Origin of the sequence: Kitasatospora sp. NPDC056446 (genome assembly GCF_042796115.1) — a bacterium.
Taxonomy (GTDB): Bacteria; Actinomycetota; Actinomycetes; order Streptomycetales; family Streptomycetaceae; genus Kitasatospora.
Genome location: NZ_JBHTRF010000028.1, coordinates 54,349 through 76,013, shown reverse-complemented (window position 1 = coordinate 76,013; position 21,665 = coordinate 54,349). Strand labels below are relative to the sequence as shown.

Below are 21,665 nucleotides of genomic sequence, written 5' to 3'. Positions count from 1 at the left end.
CCCCATGGGGGTATCAAGTCAAGCGATCCGGGCTCGCCGAAAAATACCGGCAGGGGGTATCGGTCAGGGCTTGCCGTCGATACCCCTCGGGGGTATAAATGAACTCGGCACCGCCCGATACCCCTCCCGGGTACCAGGGCCCGGCCCGGAAACGTATCGCAGGACCGGAAGACGACTGTCACGAGGAGCGACGATGACTACGCAGGCACCCGCCTCCGCGGAGGTGGAACTCTCGATCGGCGGAATGACGTGCGCCTCGTGCGCGGCCCGCATCGAGAAGAAGCTCAACCGGATGGACGGGGTCACGGCGAGCGTCAACTACGCCACCGAGAAGGCGAAGGTCGCCTTCGACGGGGGCGTCGAGGTCGCCGACCTGATCGCCACCGTCGAGGCCACCGGCTACACCGCCGCGCTGCCGGAGCCCCCGGCGGCCGAGGGTCCGGCGGGCGGGCAGGCCGAGCCCGCCGACGGGCTGGCCCCGCTGCGCCAACGGCTGCTCACCGCGGTCGTGCTCGCGGTGCCGGTGATCGCGATGGCGATGGTGCCCGCCCTGCAGTTCGACAACTGGCAGTGGCTGTCCCTGACCCTGGCCGCCCCGGTCGTCACCTACGCCGCCTGGCCGTTCCACAAGGCCGCCTACACCAACGCCAGGCACGGCGCCGCGACGATGGACACCCTGGTCTCGCTCGGCACCGGTGCCGCGTTCCTGTGGTCGCTGTGGGCGCTGTTCTTCGGCGACGCCGGGATGCCGGGCATGCGGCACGGCTTCGAGTTCACGATCGGGCGCAGCGACGGCGCGTCCAACATCTACCTGGAGGCGGCGGCCGGCGTCACCGCCTTCATCCTGGCCGGCCGCTACTTCGAGGCCCGCTCCAAGCGCACCGCCGGGGCCGCGCTCAAGGCGCTGCTGGAACTGGGCGCCAAGGACGTGACGGTGCTGCGCGGCGGGGCCGAGGTGCTCATCCCGATCGCGGACCTCGCCGTGGGCGACCGCTTCGTGGTCCGGCCCGGCGAGAAGATCGCCACCGACGGCGTGGTGGTCGAGGGCGCCTCGGCGGTGGATGCCTCGATGCTGACCGGGGAGTCCGTCCCGGTCGAGGTCGGGGTCGGCGGCAGTGTCACCGGCGCCACCGTGAACGCGGGCGGCCGGCTGGTGGTCGAGGCGACCCGGGTCGGCGCCGACACCCAGCTGTCCCGGATGGCCAGGCTGGTCGAGGACGCGCAGAACGGCAAGGCCGCCGCGCAGCGCCTCGCCGACCGGATCTCCGCGGTCTTCGTACCGATCGTGATCACCCTCGCGGTGGCCACCCTCGGCTACTGGCTGGGCACCGGCGAGGGCTGGACCGCGGCCTTCACTGCCGCCGTCGCCGTGCTGATCATCGCCTGCCCGTGCGCCCTGGGCCTGGCCACCCCGACCGCCCTGCTGGTCGGCACCGGCCGCGGCGCCCAGTTGGGCGTGCTGATCAAGGGCCCGGAGGTGCTGGAGTCCACCCGCAAGGTCGACACCATCGTCCTCGACAAGACCGGCACCGTCACCACCGGCCGGATGACCCTGCTCGCCGTCCACACCACCGGCACCACCACCGAGGCCGAGGTGCTCCGCCTGGCGGGCGCCCTGGAGCACGCCTCCGAGCACCCGATCGCCCGGGCGATCGCCACCGCCGCCGCCAAGGCGGGTGAGCTGCCCGCCGTCGAGGGCTTCGAGAACGTGCCGGGCCTGGGCGTCCAGGGCGTGGTGGACGGCCACGCGGTGGTGGCCGGCCGGGAGGCGCTGCTCGACGAGTGGTCGCAGTACCTGCCGGCGGGCCTGGCCGAGGCCAAGCGCACCGCCGAGGCGGCCGGCCGCACCGCGGTCGCGGTCGGCTGGGACGGTGAGGCCCGGGCGGTCCTGGAGGTGGCCGACGCGGTCAAGCCGACCAGTGCCGAGGCCATCGCCAAGCTGCGCGGGCTGGGCCTGACCCCGGTGCTGCTGACCGGGGACAACCGGCTGGTCGCCGAGGCCGTGGCGGCCGAGGTCGGCATCGCGCCGGAGCACGTGATCGCCGAGGTCATGCCGCAGGACAAGGTCGACACCGTCAAGCGGCTGCAGGCCGAGGGCAAGGTCGTGGCGATGGTCGGCGACGGCGTCAACGACGCGGCCGCCCTCGCCCAGGCCGACCTGGGACTGGCGATGGGCACCGGCACCGACGCCGCGATCGAGGCCGGCGACCTCACCCTGGTCCGGGGCGACCTGCTGGCCGCGGCCGACGCCATCCGGCTCTCCCGCAAGACCCTGGCCACCATCAAGAGCAACCTGTTCTGGGCGTTCGGCTACAACGTCGCCGCCCTGCCGCTGGCCGCGGCCGGGATGCTCAACCCGATGATCGCGGGGGCGGCCATGGCCTTCTCCTCGGTCTTCGTGGTCGGCAACAGCCTCCGGCTGCGCCGGTTCCGCTGATCCCCTCTCCACCTCCACCGCCGGGCCGAGGCCCCGGAACCCCGACACCGGGGTCCCGGGGCCTCGGCCGTCGGTGTGCACCGTGGCACCCGGGACGTGCGGCGCCCCGCACCCCACGCCCCGCCGGACCCCGCCGGATCAGACCTCCGGCAGCTCCACCGACTGCCAGCGGTACGCCGCGTCCTCCTGCCAGACCTGCAACTCGCCCTCCACCACCGCCGCCAGGCACAGCCGCCAGTCGTCGCCCAGCGCGAGCGCGACCCGGGTGGCGGGCCGCAGCGTCGGGCGCCACCACCGGGCCCGCCGGGAGGCGCCGCCGGGCGGCAGCCGCAGCCGTACGCCGCCCGCGCCGGCCAGTGCGACGGTCGGGCCGCCGCGGTGGCCCACCATGGCGATGCCCAGGGAGGGTTCGCCGTCGCCGATCTCGGTGCCCGCCCCGGTGGCGCCGACGGTGTGCAGTTGGACGGAGCCGTCCGGCCGCAGGGTGGCGGCCTGCGGTCCGGCGGAGGTGCGGGCGAGCGCCCCGGCGCGCGGCGCGCCCGCCGGGCCGAGCGGGAGCGGCGGTCCGGTGGAGCCCGGCCGCCAGCTCAGCACCCGGCCCCGGTGCTCGACCAGGACCAGCCAGTGGCCGGGGCGTTCCTGGACGGCCGCCAGCACCCGGTCGGCCGGGCAGCCGGACAGCTCCTGGCCGGTGAGGGTGAGGCCGGGGGCCCAGCGGTAGCAGCGCAGCGCGCCGCCGACGGCCGTCCAGACCGTCATCTCCCCGGCCGGGTCGACCGCCCCGGCCAGCCCGTCGACCCCGCGCGCGGCCTCCCACCAGCCGGCGGCGGTGCCGACCCAGAGGGTGTTGGCGCGGTCCTCGGCGCACACCACCAGCTCGCCCTGGCGCCCGGCCCAGCCGGCAGCCAACTCCCGTACCGCCCCCGGGCCCTGGCCTGCGGGCAGCCGGTGGCCGGTGGGCTCGGGGCCGGTGGGCGAGGGGCCGGCCAGCGCGGTGCCGTCGGAGCCGCCGGTGACCACCAGCGGGCGCCCGGCCCGGTCGGCGAGTACCGCGAGGGCGGCGGTGCGGGCCACCGAGCGGTGGGCGCGCAGCAGTTCACGGCCCCGGCCGGCCCACGGGCCGAGCGGGGAGGGGCGGCGGTCCGGCTCCCGGGCCAGTGGCTCGCAGGCCCAGCGCGCCAACTCCTCGCCGTAGCCGGCCGCGAGCAGTTCGGCGCGGGCCTGCTCGGCGGCGAGCCGGTGGTCGAGCCGGCCGTGGTCGGGCAGCAGCAGGGTACGGGCGAGGGTGCCGACCGCGAACAGGTCCTTGGCGGTGGTCGGGAAGCCGCCGACCTGCTCGGCCTCCGGCGGGACGTGCCCGGGGGTGAACACCGCGACGGTCAGGGTGTGGTCGAGCGGGGCGAGGAAGGTCAGGTCGATCAGCTTGACCTGGCCCTGGTCGTCGACCAGCACGTTGGCGGGGGAGATGTCGCGGTGCACCCAGCGTTGGCGGTGCAGCTCGTCGACGATCCGGCACAGCCGGGCCAGCACCTCGGCCACCGCGGGCGGACCGCCGCGCTGGGCGCGGGCCCAGGTGTGCAGCGGCACGCCCTCGACCCAGGGCGAGATCTGGTAGCCCAGCAGGCCGCCGGAGGACACCCCGCCGGGCCGGTGCGGGGAGGGGCCGAGCAGGAAGCTGGGCACCACCAGGTCGGTGACGCCCAGCCGGTGCGCGTTGTGCGAGACGTCGTCCCAGCGTCCGAGCCAGCGCCGCACCTCGGACGGGTCGCGCTCCAGCATGATCTTCGCGGCGACGAGTTCCTTGCGCCCGTTGTGACCGGTGCGGACGGCCCGCCACACCTCGGCCTCGCCGCCCCGGTGGTGGAACTCCAGGAGCTCGTACTGCTCGGGGTCGAACTCAGGCCCGAACCGGAGCCCGGGCACCCAACGCGACTCGGACACACGACCCCCGACGCTTCTGAACCGCTCGGCGCTTCCGACCGCTGTCGACGCGCTTGTTCATGTCCTGGTGATGCGTTGCCCAGGATAGTGCTCTTTCCTGTTCGTCTGTCCGGTCGAGGGCCTATTCTGATGGCGCCCGAGCAACATCACGACAGAGCGTCAACTCATGATCGTCAGAACCGCGTTGATCATGGGGGCGACGCCATCCTGACACAGGGGGACGGTGCATGGCGCTGCTAGCGGTGCTGCTGATCGTGGTGGCACTGGCCGGTGCGGCAGCCGTCGTACTGGCCCGCCGCCGACGGATCCCGGACGCCGGGACGGCTGAGAAGGCCCTGGCCGCGGCCGCCGAACGGCTCGCCGCCGGCAAAGCCGCCCAGGCCCGCCGCCGCTACGCCCGGCTCGCCGGGCTGCTCGCCGCCGGACCACCCGAACTGGGCGTCCAGCGCGGCCTCGCACTGGTCGGCCAGGCCGAGGCCACCCTCCCCACCGGCGGCCCGTCGGCCGCCCTCGCCCTGTACCGCGAGGCGTTCCCGCTGCTCGCCGACCCGGCCCGGCAACTGCCCCGGTGGAGCCTGTGCCTGCTCGCCGACGAACGGATCCAGGCCCCGGACGGCGACCTCGGACCGCTGCTCGCCCTCCTCCGGGCCACCGCCGCCGGCGCCGAACCCGGCCAGGAGGCCGAAGCCGCCGCCCGCGCCCTCGACTGGCTGCAGCGCCGCTGCCGGGAGGGCACCGCCGGGCAGCGCGAGGAGGCCACCACCCGGGCCCTCGCCGCCCTGCCCGGCCGGGACTGGCCGGTCCTCGCCCGCGCCGCCCTGCTGCGCGACACCGACCGGTCCGCCGAAGCCGAGGCCCTGCTCGCCGCCACGGCCCCCGGCGGCAGCGGCGAACTCTGGTTCCGCTGGGGCGCTCAGCTGTACACCCTGCACCGCGACGAACCCGCCGTCGCCGCCTTCGACGAGGCCCTGCGGCGCGGCCCCGGCGAGCCCTCCCCGTGGGGGCGCGGCCCGGTGCTGCGCACCGACGGCCTGCTCTTCCGGGGCCTGGCCCGGCAACGGCTCGGCGCCACCGAAGCCGCCTGGACCGACCTCGCGGCCGCCGCCGTCGAAGCCCCGGCCGACCCCCGCCCCCGGTACGCCCTCGGCCGGCTCGCCCTGCTGCTCGGCGCCGACGAGCAGGCCACGGAACAGTTCACCGCCGCCCTGACCGTCCGACCCTCGTTCGCCCCCGCCCGGTTCGGCCTCGCCCTGGTCCACGAACGCGCCGAGCGCCCCGCCGAGGCCGCCGCCGACTACCGGGCCGGCCTCGGCCAGGCCCCCGACTGGCGCCCCGCCCGGGTCAGGCTCGGCGCCGCCCTGCTCGCCGCCGGGCAGGCCGCCGAGGCCGAACCGGTGCTGCGCGCCGAGGCCGACACCGAACCGGGCACCCGCTGGACCCGGATCGCCGCCTTCCACCACGGCCTCGCCCTCGCCCGCACCGGCCACCCGGCCGACGCCCTCGCCCGCTGGGAGCCCCTGGACGACGAGGACCTGCGCGAACGCCAGGCCCTCGCCCGCGACCGGCTCGCCCGCACCACCCTGGCCGGCGACCCGGTCGCCGCCCGCGCGCACTGGCAGCGCGCCGCCGCCGAGCACCCGGCCGCCCCCGGCTACCGCGCCGCGCTGCGCGAAGCCGCCCTGCGCGAGGCCGCGCACCTGCTGGTCACCGGCCGGGACCGCCCCGAGGCACGCGAACGCGCCGTCGCCGCCCTCGCCCTCGCCGACGCCCTGCCCGGCGCCCTCACCCACCGGCAGGCCCGGCTGCGCGCCGCCCTCGCCCTGGCCGAGGGCACACCCGGCCCGGTCGGCGGCCTGCTGGACGCCGACGGCGGCCCGCGCGACCGCTACCACCTGGCCGCCGCCGCCCTGCTGGCGGGCCGTCCGGTCCAGACGATCGCCCTGCTCGGCCCGCTCGCCCCCGACCCGGCCGGCGACCCGGCGCTCGCCCGGCTGCGCGCCCAACTCGCCGAACGGGCCGGCAACTGGGCGGGCGCGCTGGACTGGTACCGGCACTTCCTGGCCTCCGACGGGGTCCCGGCCTCCTCGCCCGCCGCCGTTCCCGCCGTCGTTGGGACGGCCGCCGCCGTGCCCGCTGCCGGGACGGCCGACGCCGCGATACCCGCGGCGGAGCCCGCCGGCGACTGCGCGGCCTGCGACCGGCCCGCCACCGGATCCTGCGGAGGCTGCGGCCGCGAGGCCTGCACCGACCACCTGTTCGCCCCCGAAGGCGCCGGCTCCCGCCGCTGCGTCCGCTGCGCCGGCCCCGCGCTGCGCGCCGTCCTCGACTGCGCCCGCCGGGCCGGCACCCCCGAGCAGGCCGAACCCGTCCTCGCCCGCTGGGCCGAGGCCCTGGGCGGCAGCGCCGCCGCCGCGCCGGTCCGGCTCGACCTCGCCCTGCTGCGCGCCGAACTCGGCCGCCTCGACGAGGCCCTGGCCGACCTGCCGGCGGAGAGCGGCACCCTCCGCGCCGCCGTCCTGGTCCGCCGGGCCGGCGCCGCCCTCGCCGACGGGCGGCCCGGCCGGGCCGCCGGCGACCTGCGCCGAGCCGTCGCCCTCCACCCCGCCCACCCACAGGCCGCGGGCGCGCTGGTCCTGCTCGCCGAGCACGAGGCCCACCAGCACGCCGTCGAGGGCCGGCACCGCGAGGCCTGGGAGGCCTACCGGGCGCTGCTGCTCGCCGACCCGGCCCACCCGCGCCTGCTGCACGCCCTCGGCCTGGCCGGCTACCGGCTCGCCTCCGCCTCCGCCATCGCCTCCACCACCGTCGGGGCGGCGGCGACCGAGCCGGCCCAGTCGGCCCAGCCGACCGAGGCGGCCGAGGCGGCCGAGGCGGTCGGCGAGGAGGTCTGGGCCTGGACGCTCGGCGCCCTGGTCGCCGCCCTGCACCAGCCCGACCTGTGGGCCGAGTCCGCCCGGATCACCGGCCGCACCGCCGAACCGCAGCGGCTCGCCGCCGCCCGCTCCGGCCTCATCGACCGCCTCCGGGACGACCTGCGCGCCCTCGACCGGGCCGCCGGACGCGGCGGCGACGAGGTCTCCGCCTGGACGCTGCTGCTCGGCATGGAGGCCCACACCGCCGACGCCTTCGCCCAAGAGGACGTCCGGATAGCCCTGCCCGGCCGCCCGGACCGCCGGCTCACGGCGGGCCCCACGCTCGACCGGCTGCTGCGCGCCGAGCCCGGAGCCGGCGCCTGGGCCGAGGCCTTCGAGCAGGCCGTCCGGGCCTGGCGGCGGCCGGCCGGCCCCGGCGCGCCCGCGCCGACCCGCGCCCTCGGCCTGTTCGGCGCCCTCGGCCCGCAGCGCTACCTGCAACTCCAGGGCCGCCAGGCCGCCGCAGTCGCCGCCCTGGACGCGGTGGCGGAGGGCGAGCGCGGCGAGGCCTGGCAGGCGCTGCTCGGCGAGTCCCTGGTCGACCAGGCCCGCGAGCACCACCGCAACCAGGACTGGCGGGAGGCCCTGGACTGCCTCACCCGCGCCCGCGCCGTCCCCGGTGCCGTACTGCCCGACGACGCCGCCGCCATCGCCGCCGAGTCGGGCGTACGGGCCGCCCGCGCACTGCTCAAGAACAGCCTGGACGACCAGCCCGGAGCGGCCGAACTCCTGGAGAAGGCCCTGGCGCTGGCCCCCGACGACCCCGAGGTGCGCGGTGACCTCGGCGCCACCTACGCACAGTGGGCCCGCAAGATCAACAACGAGGACAAGGACTACACCCGCGCCCTGGACCTGCTCCGGAAGAGCATGGAACTCGCCCCCGGCGACCCGACCGCCCGGCACTTCCTGGAAGCCGCCCTCGGCAACCGGGCCGGCCAGCTCAGCCGCGCGGACGCCGACGACGCGGACCTGGAGGAGGCCGCCGACGCCTGGCGGGCGCTGATCTCCCTCAACCCCGACCCGGACCACCGGCTCGGCCTCGCCTTCGTCCTGCGCCAGCTCTCCCGCTCCGCCGCCTTCGCCGACGACCGCGTCCGCGCCGTACAGCGGATGGCCGAGGCACTGGACGCCGACCCGGAATGGGAGGGCGACATCGACCGCGAGGCCCCGCGCCGGGTCGGGGTGATGCTCGCCAACCACGTGGTCGACGCCCTCCAGGAGGCGCCGTTCACCGTCCAGGCCGCGATGCTGCAGAAGGCCAAGTCCTACGACGACTCCACCGACATCCGCCGACTGATGGTCAGCGTCTGGCGCGGCGAGGCCATCGGGCACTACGAGGCCCGCCGCTACACCGAGGCGGTCCGGCTGCTGGAGGAGGCACTCGGCCTTTCCCGCACCCCGGAGGACACCGGAAAGCTGCACCGCGAACTCGGCATCGTGCTCGGCTCGTACGCCGTCCAGCGGGCCAACGCCCGCCAGCTGCGGGAGGCGCGTGACCTGGCCCGTCGGGCGGTCGAGCACAGCCCGGACGACCAGGACGTGCGGGCCATGCAGCGGCGGATCAACGCGCTCTACTGACGGCAACCGCAGGGAAGTTGCCGTCGTCCTAGACCGTGCGCCGGGTGCCGCCGTCCGCACATCCGCGCAGCCGCCGTCCGCCAACCGCCGTCCACACAGCCGCCGTCCGCACAACCGCCACCCGCCAACCGCCAACCGCCATCCGTGATCCGTGACCGCTGATCCGTGAGGAGAGGGACCGCCCGCCATGCCACTGCCTGAACCGTCGCCGTACGAAGTCCTGGGCATCCCGCTCACGGCCGGTGTGCGCGAGATCAACCTCGCCGTCGGACCGGCGACGCGGGCGGGCCGGTACACCCGCCAGCAGATCCAGGAGGCCGCCGCACTGCTGCGGAACCCGGACCGGCGGCTGGAGTCGGACCTCCAGCAGCCGCTCCCGCCGGAGCCCGTCGGCCAGGCCGCCGAACTGCTCGCGCCCGCGCTCGCCGAACCGCTGCTGGTGATCGAGCGCCCGCCGCTGCCGTACGCCCCGGCCGTGCTGGCACTGCACCGCGCCGAACTGGCCGCCGACTTCGCCGAGCCCGCCCCCGGCGGCGCCGACCCCGAACCGCCCGTCCCCGCCCGCTACGCGGCCGACCTGTCCGTGCTGCCGCAGATCGAGGTACCAGAATGACCGACGCCCCGACCGCACCCCTGCTCGACGGCCACCGGCCGCTGGACGTCCCGCCGGGCGTCGAGGACGTGGACCTGGAACGGAAGTTCGTCCAACTGCTCTTCCGGACCTCCCTGTTGGGGAACAAGCTGACGGAGCAGCGGCAGACCGCCCGGGCCGAGCAGCGGGAACTGCTCGGCATCCTGGTCGAGGTGGACGACGCGCTCGCCGCCCTCGGCCTGGACCGCGAGCTGGTGGCGCTCGGACGCGGCGAGGGCATCGAGGCCACCCGGCGGCGGCTGCTCGGCCGGCTCGCCAAGGCCAAGGTCCGCCCGATGCGCCTGGAGGGCATGACGGCGGATCCGGACCTGGCCGAGATCGTGGGCGTCGAGGCCCGCCCGGGAGTGGCACCGGAGACGGTGGTGCGGACGACGGTCACCGGCTTCTTCTGGGGGGACGAGGTCCTGCGGCGGGCCCAGGTGGTGGTCGCCGCACCGGAACCGGAACCGGAACCGAAACCCGCACCGGAGCCGCAGCCCGCGCCGACCTCGGCCGAGGTCGAGGACGCGCTCCAGGGGCCCAGGCCGGCGGAACCGGAGCAGTCGGCGCAGCCCGAGGAGCCCGGACAGCCCGAGCAGCCCGCAGAGCCCGAGGGGCCCGCCGCCCCGTCGGCCGCCCGCGCCCAGCCCAGGGCGGCCCCGCCCCGGGCCCGCCGCAAGGGCGTGGTCGCGGGCAAGCGGCCCAAGCGCAAGAAGTAGCCAGGACCACGAGGGGCAAGAGGGGAACGACATGTACCGCACACTCGGCATCGACCTGGGCACCACCAACTCGGTGGTGGCCCACCTGCGCCGGGGCGAGCCGGAGATCATCTTCAACCGGCAGAACCAGGAGGGCACCCCCTCCGTGGTCGGCAGCGGCCGCAAGGGCGAACTGCTGGTGGGCTCCACCGCACGCGGCCGGATCGCCATCGACGGCGTCAATGTGATCCGCTCGGTCAAGCGCTTCATGGGCCGCAAGTTCAAGGACCCGCAGGTCCAGGCCGCCCTGAAGGAGGTCGACTACAAGGTCACCGCCGGCACCGACGGCGACGTCAACGTCTGGTTCAACGGCCGCTCGTACACCCCGATCGAGATCTCCGCGATCATCCTGCACCGGCTCAAGGAGGACGCCGAGCAGCGCTTCGGCGAGCCCTTCCACCGGGCCGTGATCACCGTCCCCGCCTACTTCGGCGAGCGCCAGGTCGCGGCGACCCAGGAGGCGGGCCGGATGGCGGGACTGCACGTGCTGCGGATCATCAACGAGCCGACCGCCGCCGCGCTCGCCTACGGCATCACCACCGAGGCGGGCGACGAGGGCAGGACCGTCCTGGTCTACGACCTCGGCGGCGGCACCTTCGACATCTCGATCCTGCTGCTGGTGCCCGGCTCCGTCTCGGTGCTCGGCATCGAGGGCGACAACCTGCTCGGCGGCGACGACTTCGACCGCGCGATCACCACCGCGCTGCTGGAGGACATCCGCGAGGAGTACGGCTCGGACTACCAGCCCGACCTGCGGGACCGCCCGAAGATCGCCTCCACCGCCGAGACCATCAAGATCGAACTGTCCAACCAGGAGTCCTCCGAGGTCATCCTGCCCGGCCTGGGCGCCGGACAGCTGGTGCTGGAGACGGAGTTCGAGCGGGCCCGCTTCGAGGAGCTGATCGAGGCCCGGATCGAGCGCACCATCGAGCTGACCCACAAGGCCATCATGCAGGCCAACCTGACCGTCGGGGACATCGACGAGGTGGTGCTGGTCGGCGGCTCGACCGCGATCCCGCTGGTCGCCCGGCGGCTCGGCGAGGTGTTCGGCCCCCGCCGGATCCGGCGCGGCGTCAACCCGATGCAGTGCGTGGCGCTCGGCGCGGCCGTGCAGTCCGCGCTGGTCGGCGAGGTGGAGTGCCCCGAGTGCCGCGCCCCCGGCGACCTCTCCGCCTCCAACTGCGCCAACTGCGCGACGTCCCTGCTCGGCGCCCCCCGGGTGTCCTGCGCGACCTGCCACGTCCCGGTCGACTCCGGGGCCGCCGACTGCCCCAAGTGCGGCCAGGAGACGGCCGGTACGGGCACCGGGACGATCGTGCCGAGGCAGGCCGAGGCCACCACCGTGGTGCGCGGCGACAACTGCCCGCGCTGCGGCACCCCGGCCGCCCCCGGCGTCACCGCCTGCGAACTCTGCGGCGAGGCGCTCAACTCGGCCGCCCCCGGGCTGACCAAGGTGGCCTCCACCGCCGCCGAGGACATCGGCCTGCGCTGCGCCTCCTGCGGCCAGGTCAGCCCGCCCGGCAGCGAGATCTGCACCGGCTGCGGCGAGTTGATGCAGGTCACCAACCCGTTCGACATCACCCCGAAGAACCTCGGCATCGAGCTCAACGACGGCCGGCTCGCCGTCATCATCCCCAAGAACACCAGCTACCCGACCACGTCCCCGGTCAGCCGGGAGTTCGTGGTCTCCGGCAGCGGCCGGCAGCGGCTGGAGATCGCGGTCTACGAGGGCGAGCACGAGATCGCCCAGCAGAACGAGCTGATCGGCCACCTCACCCTGCGCCTGCCCGAGGGCCTCGGCGGCCGCACCCCGGTCGAGGTCGCCTTCGGCCTCGACCGGGACCGCACCATCACCCTGTCGGTACGGATCCAGGGCGGCGCCGAGAAGACCGTCAAGCTGGAGCGGGTCACCCTCGACCCGGAGCTGAAGGTCCAGGTCGAGGAGCAGCAGCGGCAGATCGAGACCTTCACCGACCGCTGGGGCGGCGAGCTGACCGAGGCCGAGATGCGCGAGGCCCAGCGGCTGATGGACACCCTGGACGACCTGGCGGCCGGCCAGACCCGCGGCCGGTCGGTGGACGAGGCGCTGGAGCGGGCCCAGCGCCAGCTCAAGGCCCAGCGCTGGGTGCGCGGCTCCGAGGCGTACCTGAGCCTGTTCCTCCACTACTGCGAGAAGCACCTCGACCCGAGCGACCTGGACCGGCTCCGCTCGGTCGCCGCCGACCTGCGGCTGCGCCGCGAGGCGGCCGACTGGGAGGGCGCGATGCGCGCGGCCCAGCGGGCGGACGAGCTGTGCGACTCGCTCGGCCACACCATGCGGATGCTCACCATGTGCAACGTCTACGTGACCCAGAACATGGTCTCGCCCGCCCTGGGCCAGCTGATCATGGCGGAGCTGCGCGGACTGGACGCCGCGGTCGAGGCGCCCAACATGGAAGCGGTCAACACACACATGTCGAACCTGCTGGCGCTGTACGCGCAGGCGCAGCGGGAGCTGGGCAGCGAGCCGACCGCCGAGTCGCTCGGCCCGGTGCGCCCGGAGGAGGCCGGTCCGCGATGAGTACCCTGACCGACCCGGAGGTCCTCTGCCCGCTGTGCCGGGTGGCGGCGGACCCGCGGAGCCTGTGCTGCCCCTCCTGCCGGGAGGACCTGTCCGTGCTGTTCCGACTGCGTTACGCCGGTCGGATCGACTACAACCGGGCGCTGGAGGCGCTGCACACCGGGGACACCGCCACGGCGCTGTTCCGGCTGCGCAGCGCGCTGGCGGCCGAGCCCGGGCTGGATCCGGCCGGTGAGCTGCTGGAATCACTGAGCGTCGCGGGGCCCGGCGGGCCCGGCTCGGCGGGGCGGGAGCGCGACACGCCCTCCGACTGACCAATCCGGACGTTCCCGGCCTGCCGTCGAGTTCGATCGGTGCGAGTGTGATCGTCACACGGAAGTTCGCCACCCTCACAAGGAGTGACGCAATGCGTCTTCGCACCTACCTCGCCGCCACCGCCGTCGCCGCGGTGTGCGTCCTCGCCGGTGCCGGTACCGCCGCCGCCGGCGGTGCCACCGCCAACGGTGTCGCCTTCGGCTCGCCGGGCGTCCTGTCCGGCAACCAGATCCAGATCCCGATCAACGTCGAGGCCAACGTCTGCGGCAACTCGATCGGCATCGTCTCGATCCTGAACCCGGCCTTCGGCAACACCTGCATCAACGCGTGACCCGCGCACCGGGGCCGTCCGTCGAACCCGACGGACGGCCCCGGTGCCGTGTCCGGCTCGGGTCGCGGCGTTGCTCCGGTACCCCCGTTCGGGGGTGGCGGCTCGGCCCCGGGGCCGGGACGATGGTCCCCGACCCGCCCCGCCGGACCCAGGAGCCCGCACGTGCCGACCACGCCGACCCCGCGCAGCTACGCCTCCGGCACCGCGGACGTCCCCCTGCTCGGCGACACCATCGGGGAGAACCTCGACCGCGCGGTGCGCGCCTTCCCCGACCGCGACGCCCTGGTCGACCGCCCCACCGCCCGCCGCTGGACGTACGCCGAACTCGCCGCCGACGTCGACGCCCTGGCCCTCGGCCTGCTGGAGCTCGGCATCGCCAAGGGCGACCGGGTCGGCATCTGGGCACCCAACTGCGCCGAGTGGACGCTCACCCAGTACGCCACCGCCAAGCTCGGCGCGGTCCTGGTCACCGTCAACCCGGCCTACCGCGCACACGAGTTGGCGTACGTCCTGAACCAGGCCGGGATCCGGCTGCTGGTCGCCGCCGACCGGTTCAAGACCTCCGACTACGCCGCGATGATCGCCGAAGTCCGGCCGAGCTGCCCGGAGTTGGAGCGCGTCCTGCCGGTCGCCGGCCCCGCCTGGGACGCCGTGCTCGACGCCGGACGGCGGGCCGGTCCGGCCCTGGTCGCCGAATTCGCCGCACGCCAGGCCGAGTTGTCCCCCGACGACCCGATCAACATCCAGTACACCTCGGGGACCACCGGCTTCCCCAAGGGCGCGACCCTGTCGCACCACAACATCCTCAACAACGGGTACTTCGTCGGCGAGCTGCTCGACTACACCGAGCAGGACCGGATCTGCGTCCCGGTGCCCTTCTACCACTGCTTCGGGATGGTGATGGGCAACCTGGCCGCCATCTCCCACGGCGCCTGCACGGTCATCCCGGCCCCGTCCTTCGAACCCGGAGCCACCCTGGCCGCCGTCGCCGCCGAGCGCTGCACCTCGCTGTACGGCGTACCGACCATGTTCATCGCCGAGCTCGCCGACCCCGACTTCGAGCGGTACGACCTCGGCAGCCTGCGCACCGGCATCATGGCCGGCTCGCCCTGCCCGAGCGAGGTGATGAAGGAGGTCATCGAGCGGATGGGTATGACCGAGGTGTCCATCTGCTACGGGATGACCGAGACCTCGCCGGTCTCCACCCAGACCCGGGCCGACGACTCGGTCGAGCGCCGGGTCTCCACCGTCGGCCGGGTCGGCCCGCACCTGGAGGTCAAGGTCGTCGACCCGGCCACCGGCCGGACCGTCCCGCGCGGCGAGCCCGGCGAGCTGTGCACCCGCGGCTACTCCGTCATGCTCGGCTACTGGAACGAGCCCGAACGCACCGCGGAAGCCGTCGACGCCGCCCGCTGGATGCACACCGGGGACCTCGCGGTGATGGACGAGGACGGCTACCTCGCCATCACCGGGCGGATCAAGGACATGGTGATCCGCGGCGGCGAGAACCTCTACCCGCGCGAGATCGAGGAGTTCCTGCACGCCCACCCGGACGTCCTCGACGTCCAGGTCATCGGCGTCCCCGACCCGAAGTACGGCGAGGAGCTGATGGCCTGGGTCCGGATGCGCGAGGGCGCCGAACCGCTCACCGCCGAGACCGTCCGCGCGTACTGCGCCGACCGGCTCGCCCATGTCAAGATCCCGCGCTACGTGCACGTGGTCGAGGAGTTCCCGATGACGGTCACCGGGAAGATCCGCAAGGTCGAGATGCGGGAGGCGGCGCTGCGGATCCTGGGGCTGTAGCGCCCGGGCCGGAGGTCGGGGCCGTCTGGAGTCGGCAGCCGGAGTCCGGTGGAAGGGGCGGGGCAGAGGAAAGGGGCGGGTCGGGGCCCGTCGGTGGCGCGCGCCCGGTGCCGCGCGCTCGCCCGGGCGGGTGGAAGGCGCGGCGCACGGGAATGCGACACCGTTGGTGTGCGCACAGTCCCGGCATGACTGCTCACACCCCGGCCCGCACGCCCGCGCGCACACTGCTGGCGGACGCCGTCCTCGTCCTCGTGGCCGCCCTGGCCCTCGCCCACCCGGCCGCGCCCGCCCTCGCCGACCCGGCGGGCCCCACGGCCGCCTGCGCCCGGCACCCCGCCGACCGGCCCGGCGAGGCCCCCGCCGCCTGCGGCCGCTGAGCGCGCCGGCAGGCGGGTTCGGCACCCGCGACCGGGCCAGTCCGGGAAGCGGACCCGCGCGCCCGGCGGGAGAGTGTGATCATGCCCCTCGACGTCACCGTGGAACGCCTGATCCCCCTCCCGCCCGCCACCGTCGCCGGCTACGCCATGGACTGGCGCCACGACCACGAGTGGACCCAGGGCATCCGCACCGCCGCCCTCACCCGGGAGGCCGACACCGGCGGGTTCGGCGTGGGCGCCGAGGTCACCCGGACCGCCCGCTTCCTCGGCAGGCGCTTCGACTACGTGCTGCGGGTCGCGGGCTACGCCCCGCCGCAGGTGCTCGACATGGTCTCGGTTGCCGGGCCGATGCCCATGCACGTCACCTACACCTTCGAACCCACCCAGACCGGCACCTTCGCGCGGATCCGGGTCCGCGGCGGCTCCTCCGGCTTCCGGCGCTTCGCCGCGCCGCTGATGTCCCGCCAGGTCCGGGCCTCCCTCGTCAAGGACCTGCGCGCCCTCGAAGCCCGTCTCGCCCGCTGACTGCCGTCGGCCCTCGCCGCCCCTGCCGGCCCTCGTTGCCCCCGCCCCGTCCGCCCCCCGCCGTTTCCCCCGCTCCGGTATCGTGCGCCGTCGTCGACGCCCGGCGGGGGAGAGGTGCTGGTCATATGAGCAGGTCGGCGACGGCGGCCGGGCCGGGAGAGCTGCGGCGCCACCTGGGCGTGTCCGACGCGGTGGTGATCGGGCTGGGGTCGATGGTCGGCGCCGGGGTCTTCGCCGCGCTGGCGCCCGCGGCGGCCGCCGCCGGGTCCGGACTGCTGCCCGGACTGGCACTGGCAGGCGTGGTGGCCTACTGCAACGCCACCTCCTCCGCCCGGCTCGCCGCCCGCTACCCGCAGTCGGGCGGCACCTACGTCTACGGCCGCGAGCGGCTCGGCGAGTTCTGGGGCTACCTCGCCGGGTGGGGATTCGTCGTCGGCAAGACCGCCTCCTGCGCGGCGATGGCGCTCACCGTCGGCTCGTACGCGTGGCCCGGCCGGGAGCACGCCGTCGCGGTCGCGGCCGTCGTGGCGCTGACCGCCGTCGACTACACCGGCGTACAGAAGGCCGCCCGGCTGACGCGGGCCGTCGTCGCCGCCGTACTGGGCGTGCTCGCCGCCGTGGTCACCGTCTGCCTGACCGGCGAAGCCGCGGACACCTCCCGCTGGACGGTCGGCACGGACGCGGGCATCCACGGCATCCTCCAGGCCGCCGGCCTGCTGTTCTTCGCCTTCGCCGGGTACGCGCGCATCGCCACCCTCGGCGAGGAGGTCCGCGACCCGCGGCGCACGATCCCCCGCGCGATCCCGCTCGCCCTCGGCATCACCCTGGTCGTCTACACCGCCGTCGCCCTCGCCGTCCTGGCCGTCCTCGGCCCCGACCGCCTGGCCCACGCCGCGGCGCCACTGGCCGACGCGGTCCGCGCCGCCGGAGCACCCGGGCTCGTCCCGGTGGTGCGCGTCGGCGCGGCGGTTGCCGCCCTCGGCTCGCTGCTCGCACTGATCCTCGGCGTCTCGCGCACCACCCTGGCCATGGCCCGCGACCGCCACCTGCCGTACGCCCTCGCCGCCGTCCACCCGCGCTTCGGCGTCCCGCACCGCGCCGAGCTGACCGTCGGCGCGGTGGTCGCCGTCGTCGCGGCCGTCGGCGACGTGCGCGGCGCGATCGGCTTCTCCTCCTTCGGCGTACTCGCCTACTACACCGTCGCCAACGCCGCCGCCTGGACCCTCACGCCGGCCGAAGGCCGCCCCCCGAGGCCCGTCCCCGCCATCGGCGCGGCCGGCTGCCTCGCCCTGGCCCTCGCGCTCCCCACCGCCTCCGTCCTGTCGGGCGCCGCGGTCCTCGCCGTCGGCGCGGCCGCCTACGGCCTGCGCAAGGCGTCCGCCCGGCCCTGAACCCCGGACGCGGGACCGCCGGACGCGGGAACGCCGACGGCCGGCGAGCCGTCCTGCGCTCGCCGGCCGTCCGGGCCCGAGGTGGTGCGGTGGTTACCGGGCGCCCCACTCCTGGTCGGTGTGGACGATCTCGCGGCCGAGGGGCATCAGCGAGATCGGGATCATCTTGAGGTTGGCCCAGCCGAACGGGATCCCGATGATCGACAGGAACAGCGGGATGCTGGTGATCAGGTGCCCGAGCGCCAGCCACCACCCCGCGAAGACCAGCCAGATCACATTGCCCACGCACGACGCCGGCCCGGCGTCCGGCCGCTCCACCGCCGTCCGCCCGAACGGCCACAGGATGAAGCCGGCGATCCGGAAGGAGGCAATGCCAAACGGGATGGTGACGATGAGCACGCAGCAGATGATCCCGGCGAGTGTGTAGGCAAGCGCCATCCAAATGCCGCAGAAAACGAGCCAGATGACATTGAGGATGAGCTTGATCGCCTTCATGCTTCGCACCTTCTCATGTTGCGCCTGCCGGTAGCTACGACCGGTGCATGCCCGCAGGCGAACGTGTCCACGCCCCTAGGGGACGGTTCTCCGGGACGGGCCGGGGTGGGGCGGCTCGGTGGGGGTGGGTGGGTGGCCGGATCTCGACCCCGGGCGGGCGGATCAAAGTTTTTTCGAATCGGCCTGCAACCTCGGTGGGGGTCGCACGTCTATGGGAGTGAGACGGTCGGGGAAGCCCGGCCGGCCGGTTCGTACATCGACTCCAAGGCCCCATGACAGGCATCGGGCGCACCTGCCCGACCCGGATGGGCCGTATACGAATCCCTGGGGGGATCATGTTCAAGAACACCGTGGTCAAGCGTCGTCTCGGTTCCGCCGCCGGCGCGCTCGCGCTCGCCGTGGGCGGTGGGCTGCTCGCCGCCGCGCCGGCCTCCGCCCTCAACTACTACCCGATCGACACCGCCGGCAAGGCGGTGCAGGTGCAGGTCGCGTTCAACGGCAAGTGCCTGGAGGTCGCGGACTGGCGGACCGACGACGGTGCGCCCGTGCGGCAGTGGAGCTGCACCGGCGGTGCGAACCAGAAGTGGACGTTCACCAACGGCGTGGCCGTCAACCAGGCGAGCGGCAAGTGCCTGGCCGTCGTCGACGCGAGCACCGTGCGCGGCGCCTTCATCGAGCAGCGCGGCTGCGACGGGTCGAACAACCAGATCTGGGGGAAGGTCAACGTCGGTGCGGACGGCTACCTCTCCATCCACAACGTCAACAGCTCCTACTTCCTCGACGTCAGCGGCTGGAACCCGAACGACGGCGCCGCGGTGGACCAGTGGGACCCCAACCTGGGCGCAAACCAGCGCTGGCTCCTCAGCTGAGGCCGGTCTCCCCGTGACGTCCGTGGTGTGACGTCCGTGGTGTGACGTCCGTGCGGCGGCGGACCCGGCTCGGTCCGCCGCCGTAAGCCCGGGATACCCTGCGGGGGTACATATGGACGGACCCGGTCGGGAGGCGGAGGATGGCGCAGCTGCGGTCGTCCGGTCCTTCGGTGCCGTGGGTGCCGCGCCTGCTGCTCCTTGTCGCGCTGCTGTTCGGCGTCGTGACGATGCACACCCTCGGCCATCCGGTCGGCGGGCACGGCGACTCTCACGGCAGCGGGCACGAGGGGTCGTCCTCGCGCGTGGTGGCGGTGCAGCCGCCGCCGGGGCACCACGGGATGCCGGCCGGGCAGGTCCGGGCCGAGCCCGTGCGGGCCGCTTCGGCCGGTCCCACGTTCGCGGACCTCACGTCTGTGGACCCCGTGTCTGCCGTCCCCGTGTCCGCCGACGGGATGGACCCGATGGCGGTCTGCCTCGCCGTCCTCGTCGGCTGGACCCTGCTGCTCCTCGTCGCCGGACCGCTGCTGCGCCGCAGTGGCGATGCCGCCGCCGAGGTGCGGGCCCGGTTGCTGCGGGCCGTCCGCGCACTGCCCCCGCCCGGAGGCGGGCGGATACTCCTCAACCGGCTCTCGGTGCTGCGCCAGTAGGCGCGCGTCCGCCGTTCCGCGCCCGCGCGTGCTCCGACACGCCCGCGCCCGGGACGGCCGACGCGCTGTCCTGCACGCCCACACCACACCGCACGAGGTGCACTCCGCCATGCGCACACCCACCCGTCGTACCGTCCTCGCCGCCGCGCTCGCCGCCGCCGGGACCGGACTGCTCACCGCCTGCTCCACCGACTCGATGAAGGGCATGGACCACGGGTCGACGGGCCGCGGCCCCACGCCCGGCCCGAGCGGCCCGGGCACCGCCCCCGCCGGGTTCGTCGCCCCGAACGGCCCCGAGGTCGCCGCCGCCGAGGCCGGGCGCAACCCCGGCCCGGAGCGCAAGGTCGCGCTCACCGCCACCGAGACCACCCTCGACCTGGGCGGACGCACCGTCCGCAGTTGGGCGTACGGCGACCGCCTGCCCGGCCGGGAGATCCGTGCCACCGCGGGCGACACGCTCGCCGTCACCCTCGCCAACCACCTGCCGCAGCCGACCTCGCTGCACTGGCACGGCCTCGCGCTGCGCAACGACATGGACGGCGTGCCGGGCGTGACCCAGGCCGCCGTCAAGCCCGGCGCCTCCTTCGACTACCGCTTCGCGCTCGGCCACCCGGGCACGTACTGGTTCCACCCGCACGCGGGCGTCCAGCAGGACCGCGGCCTGTACGCGCCGCTGATCGTCGAGGACCCGAAGGAGCCGCTGGGCTACGACAAGGAGTGGGTCGTCGTCCTGGACGACTGGGTGGACGGCGTCGACGGCAGCACCCCGGACGCCGTCCTCGCCGAACTCGCCAAGGGAATGGCCGGGATGGCCGGGATGGATGGGAGCGGTGCGAGCGGTGCGAGCGGCGGGAGCGGTGGGACGGCCGGGGCGGGTGGTCACTCCGGCCACGACATGCCGGGCATGCCGGGTATGCCGGGCGCGTCCGGCAGCGCGTCCGGCGCGCCCGCCGGCCCGGCCCGGATGCTGATGGGCGCCCGGAGCCCGCTGCTCGGCGGTGACGCCGGTGATGTCTCCTACCCGTACCACCTGGTCAACGGCCGTCTCGCCACCGCGCCCGAGACCTTCACCGCCAAGCCCGGTGACCGGATCCGGATCCGGCTGATCAACGCGGGCGGTGACACCGCCTACCGGGTCGCCCTCGGCGGGCACGAGCTGACGGTCACCCACACCGACGGCTTCCCGGTCGAACCGGCCGCCACCCAGGCCCTGTTGCTCGGCATGGGCGAGCGCTACGACGTCCTGGTCACCGCCAAGGACGGCGCGTTCCCGCTGACCGCGCTCGCCGAGGGCAAGGGCGCCACCGCGCTGGCCGTGCTGCGCACCGGCGGCGGGGCCGCGCCGGACGCCTCGGTGCGCCCGGCCGAGTTGGACGGCCGGCTGGTCACCGCCGGGCAGCTGAAGGCCGACCCGAGCGTCCGACTGGCCGCCAAGTCCCCTGACCGCACGGTGCGGTTGGAGCTGACCGGCGGTATGGAGAAGGCCGACTGGGCGTTCAACGGGCGCGCGTACGACCCGGCGCAGCGCTACCCGGTGGCGGCCGGCGAGCGGGTGCGGCTGGAGTTCCGCAACAGCACGGACATGTGGCACCCCGTCCACCTGCACGGACACAGCTTCGCGCTGCCCGGGGACGGCCCGCGCAAGGACACCGCGATCGTGCTGCCGGGCGCGGCCCTGGCCGTCGACTTCGACGCCGACAACCCGGGGCTGTGGATGGTGCACTGCCACAACGTGTACCACGCGGAGACGGGGATGATGACGGTCCTCGGCTACCGGGCCTGACCCCGGGAGCCTCCCGCAGGCCTGCCCCGGCTCCCCGGGCCCGCCCGGACTCCCCGAGGCGTCCGGAGGCCCCGAGCCGTCCCCGCGGCTCGGGGCCTCCCGCCCCTGGCACCCCGCCCGCCGGACCGTGCCACCCGCGCCGACCTGCGCGGCAATGACGTTTTCTTAACGCGGGCCGATGACGAATCCTTAACGGCGGTCGCATAGCCTGACGCACTGCCGTCGCCCGACGGCGCTTTTACGGGGTCTTTAAACAAGAGGTGCAAGGTGGTTTCGTCGGGTCCGACGGAGACGACGACGGCGGGACCGTCG

At 75.0% G+C, this 21,665-nt stretch carries 16 protein-coding genes; 14 read left to right on the top strand and 2 right to left on the bottom strand.

What is annotated here, in order from left to right; genetic code table 11:
* Positions 1-193: 193 nt before the first annotated feature.
* Positions 194-2,437 (top strand): heavy metal translocating P-type ATPase, encoded by a 2,244-nt coding sequence (locus tag ACFQ6N_RS19460; RefSeq protein WP_380650345.1) that lies wholly within the window; start codon positions 194-196, stop codon positions 2,435-2,437.
* 138 nt (positions 2,438-2,575) lie between these two features.
* Here the strand turns inward: ACFQ6N_RS19460 and ACFQ6N_RS19455 are convergent, their stop codons facing one another.
* Positions 2,576-4,378: a serine/threonine protein kinase gene (locus tag ACFQ6N_RS19455; protein ID WP_380650344.1), complete on the bottom strand. Its 1,803-nt coding sequence runs from the start codon at positions 4,376-4,378 to the stop codon at positions 2,576-2,578.
* 227 nt (positions 4,379-4,605) lie between these two features.
* Here ACFQ6N_RS19455 and ACFQ6N_RS19450 point away from each other — a divergent pair, with 227 nt between their 5' ends.
* The 10 genes from ACFQ6N_RS19450 to ACFQ6N_RS19405 all read left to right on the top strand — a co-directional run bounded on the left by ACFQ6N_RS19450 (position 4,606) and on the right by ACFQ6N_RS19405 (position 17,559).
* A complete protein-coding gene (locus ACFQ6N_RS19450) occupies positions 4,606-8,868 on the top strand; it encodes a hypothetical protein (protein WP_380650343.1) in 4,263 nt (1,420 codons plus the stop codon).
* Positions 8,869-9,055: 187 nt separating this feature from the next.
* The gene (locus ACFQ6N_RS19445) at positions 9,056-9,481 is read left to right on the top strand and encodes a hypothetical protein (protein WP_380650342.1); all 426 of its coding nucleotides are present in this window, start codon (positions 9,056-9,058) and stop codon (positions 9,479-9,481) included.
* Positions 9,478-10,218: a nucleotide exchange factor GrpE gene (locus ACFQ6N_RS19440; RefSeq protein WP_380650341.1), complete on the top strand. Its 741-nt coding sequence runs from the start codon at positions 9,478-9,480 to the stop codon at positions 10,216-10,218. The genes ACFQ6N_RS19445 and ACFQ6N_RS19440 overlap by 4 nt, the downstream gene beginning before the upstream one ends.
* A 31-nt stretch (positions 10,219-10,249) precedes the next feature.
* Entirely contained in the window at positions 10,250-12,817 is a 2,568-nt protein-coding gene (locus ACFQ6N_RS19435) for an Hsp70 family protein (protein ID WP_380650340.1), read from the top strand.
* A complete protein-coding gene (locus ACFQ6N_RS19430; protein WP_380650339.1) occupies positions 12,814-13,131 on the top strand; it encodes a hypothetical protein in 318 nt (105 codons plus the stop codon). The genes ACFQ6N_RS19435 and ACFQ6N_RS19430 overlap by 4 nt, the downstream gene beginning before the upstream one ends.
* Before the next feature lie 92 nt (positions 13,132-13,223).
* Positions 13,224-13,463 carry a chaplin gene (locus tag ACFQ6N_RS19425; RefSeq protein WP_380650338.1) on the top strand — a complete coding sequence of 80 codons (240 nt, stop codon included), beginning with the start codon at positions 13,224-13,226 and terminating at the stop codon, positions 13,461-13,463.
* A 162-nt stretch (positions 13,464-13,625) separates the two neighbouring features.
* Positions 13,626-15,266 carry an AMP-binding protein gene (locus ACFQ6N_RS19420; RefSeq protein ID WP_380650337.1) on the top strand — a complete coding sequence of 547 codons (1,641 nt, stop codon included), beginning with the start codon at positions 13,626-13,628 and terminating at the stop codon, positions 15,264-15,266.
* 185 nt (positions 15,267-15,451) lie between these two features.
* Positions 15,452-15,643 carry a hypothetical protein gene (locus tag ACFQ6N_RS19415; RefSeq protein ID WP_380650336.1) on the top strand — a complete coding sequence of 64 codons (192 nt, stop codon included), beginning with the start codon at positions 15,452-15,454 and terminating at the stop codon, positions 15,641-15,643.
* 81 nt (positions 15,644-15,724) lie between these two features.
* A complete protein-coding gene (locus ACFQ6N_RS19410; protein ID WP_380650335.1) occupies positions 15,725-16,168 on the top strand; it encodes an SRPBCC family protein in 444 nt (147 codons plus the stop codon).
* Positions 16,169-16,293: 125 nt separating this feature from the next.
* On the top strand, positions 16,294-17,559 hold the full coding sequence (locus ACFQ6N_RS19405) for an APC family permease (protein ID WP_380650334.1): 1,266 nt from the start codon (positions 16,294-16,296) through the stop codon (positions 17,557-17,559).
* A 93-nt stretch (positions 17,560-17,652) separates the two neighbouring features.
* Here the strand turns inward: ACFQ6N_RS19405 and ACFQ6N_RS19400 are convergent, their stop codons facing one another.
* Entirely contained in the window at positions 17,653-18,054 is a 402-nt protein-coding gene (locus tag ACFQ6N_RS19400) for a YccF domain-containing protein (protein WP_380650333.1), read from the bottom strand.
* 335 nt (positions 18,055-18,389) lie between these two features.
* Between ACFQ6N_RS19400 and ACFQ6N_RS19395 the strand changes: the two genes are divergently transcribed.
* The 3 genes from ACFQ6N_RS19395 to ACFQ6N_RS19385 all read left to right on the top strand — a co-directional run bounded on the left by ACFQ6N_RS19395 (position 18,390) and on the right by ACFQ6N_RS19385 (position 21,353).
* Positions 18,390-18,923 (top strand): RICIN domain-containing protein, encoded by a 534-nt coding sequence (locus tag ACFQ6N_RS19395; RefSeq protein WP_380650332.1) that lies wholly within the window; start codon positions 18,390-18,392, stop codon positions 18,921-18,923.
* Positions 18,924-19,063: 140 nt separating this feature from the next.
* A complete protein-coding gene (locus ACFQ6N_RS19390) occupies positions 19,064-19,570 on the top strand; it encodes a hypothetical protein (protein WP_380650331.1) in 507 nt (168 codons plus the stop codon).
* A gap of 109 nt (positions 19,571-19,679) precedes the next feature.
* Entirely contained in the window at positions 19,680-21,353 is a 1,674-nt protein-coding gene (locus ACFQ6N_RS19385) for a multicopper oxidase family protein (protein WP_380650330.1), read from the top strand.
* Positions 21,354-21,665: the final 312 nt, after the last annotated feature.

Excerpts from the sequence above, each read along its gene's own strand:
- ACFQ6N_RS19460 (WP_380650345.1), top strand. The coding sequence starts at position 194 with ATGACTACGCAGGCACCCGCCTCCGCGGAGGTGGAACTCTCGATCGGC.
- ACFQ6N_RS19450 (WP_380650343.1), top strand. The coding sequence starts at position 4,606 with ATGGCGCTGCTAGCGGTGCTGCTGATCGTGGTGGCACTGGCCGGTGCG.
- ACFQ6N_RS19445 (WP_380650342.1), top strand. The coding sequence starts at position 9,056 with ATGCCACTGCCTGAACCGTCGCCGTACGAAGTCCTGGGCATCCCGCTC.
- ACFQ6N_RS19440 (WP_380650341.1), top strand. The coding sequence starts at position 9,478 with ATGACCGACGCCCCGACCGCACCCCTGCTCGACGGCCACCGGCCGCTG.
- ACFQ6N_RS19435 (WP_380650340.1), top strand. The coding sequence starts at position 10,250 with ATGTACCGCACACTCGGCATCGACCTGGGCACCACCAACTCGGTGGTG.
- ACFQ6N_RS19430 (WP_380650339.1), top strand. The coding sequence starts at position 12,814 with ATGAGTACCCTGACCGACCCGGAGGTCCTCTGCCCGCTGTGCCGGGTG.
- ACFQ6N_RS19425 (WP_380650338.1), top strand. The coding sequence starts at position 13,224 with ATGCGTCTTCGCACCTACCTCGCCGCCACCGCCGTCGCCGCGGTGTGC.
- ACFQ6N_RS19415 (WP_380650336.1), top strand. The coding sequence starts at position 15,452 with ATGACTGCTCACACCCCGGCCCGCACGCCCGCGCGCACACTGCTGGCG.
- ACFQ6N_RS19410 (WP_380650335.1), top strand. The coding sequence starts at position 15,725 with ATGCCCCTCGACGTCACCGTGGAACGCCTGATCCCCCTCCCGCCCGCC.
- ACFQ6N_RS19405 (WP_380650334.1), top strand. The coding sequence starts at position 16,294 with ATGAGCAGGTCGGCGACGGCGGCCGGGCCGGGAGAGCTGCGGCGCCAC.
- ACFQ6N_RS19400 (WP_380650333.1), bottom strand. The coding sequence starts at position 18,054 with ATGAAGGCGATCAAGCTCATCCTCAATGTCATCTGGCTCGTTTTCTGC.
- ACFQ6N_RS19395 (WP_380650332.1), top strand. The coding sequence starts at position 18,390 with ATGTTCAAGAACACCGTGGTCAAGCGTCGTCTCGGTTCCGCCGCCGGC.
- ACFQ6N_RS19390 (WP_380650331.1), top strand. The coding sequence starts at position 19,064 with ATGGCGCAGCTGCGGTCGTCCGGTCCTTCGGTGCCGTGGGTGCCGCGC.
- ACFQ6N_RS19385 (WP_380650330.1), top strand. The coding sequence starts at position 19,680 with ATGCGCACACCCACCCGTCGTACCGTCCTCGCCGCCGCGCTCGCCGCC.